The following is a 1,047-nucleotide window of genomic DNA, read 5'->3' on the forward strand; positions in this document are numbered from 1 at the left end:
GCTCTCTTCTCATAAAAAGACCACCTACTTTCTTAATTTTAACAATACTTCTCTTTAAAGAAGTTGTCCAATTAAGTGTAGACGGTCCATGTAAGTAAGGGTATCTATATTTACACAAGTCTAAAGAAGTGTAAGCAAGGCTAGCTATATTTACACAAGTCGGAAGTAGCGTGAATGATTTTTAAAAAAATAAAAGCAGATATTCAATTTTAATAATGAATTTCTGCTCTTAATAGAATTCTAGGACATTTATGTCCTAAGCTCATTTTTCTATATTTTAAAGTCTGTTTTGATAATACCTGATTCTAGAATCGTTTTGATTACAATTAAAACAAGTGGTCCTATAAAGAATCCTATGAAACCAAGTAATTTTAATCCAATAAACATTGAAATTAAAGTGGGCAATGGTGTTAAACCAACGCCTGTACCAAAGATTTTAGGTTCTAATATCTTTCTTTGTACTAATAAAACAATTGATAATATTATGAGTTGGATACCTAAAGTTGGGTCTCCAATAATATAAGCATAAATTGCCCATGGGATTGTTAATCCTGTTGCACCGATAATTGGTAATAGGTCAACAAACCAAATGAATAGGCTAATAATAAAGGCAGATTCTACGCCGATAATGAGAAGGCCAAAGTATGTAAATACCCATGTAATAAAGCTTAAGACAATTGTTGCTGTAAGCATTCCAATTATAGAATGTCCAATTTTGTTATATATTTTATACACTTCTCGGTATGTTGCAGGATATAAATGTTTTTTTATGAAACGATGAATATTAGGTATTTCTAACATAAATAAAAATAATGCTACTAGAAAAACAACAAGACTGATGATAAATCCAGGTAATGAAGAAACAACTTCTGTTATATTTTGTACACTAAAATAATGAGTGATGGAATCTCTCAATGTAGCTACAAAATTTTGCAGTTCTTTATTGATTGTTTCAGCCATTTCATCTGGCAACACTGCTTTCATTTTATCATTGTACTGTTCTATAACTTTTATTAATAAATTTATTCTATTAGGTAAGTCTTTTAT

1 protein-coding gene is annotated in these 1,047 nt (G+C 29.4%); it reads right to left on the reverse strand.

The annotated features are described in order from the left end of the window. Window positions 1–270: 270 nt before the first annotated feature. Window positions 271–1,047: sporulation integral membrane protein YtvI (gene ytvI / locus CD129_RS12605; protein ID WP_126577761.1), on the reverse strand; the 777-nt coding region annotated here is incomplete at its 5' end.

Origin of the sequence: Mammaliicoccus fleurettii, from assembly GCF_003970575.1 — a bacterium.
In the GTDB taxonomy this organism is placed as follows: Bacteria; Bacillota; Bacilli; order Staphylococcales; family Staphylococcaceae; genus Mammaliicoccus; species Mammaliicoccus fleurettii.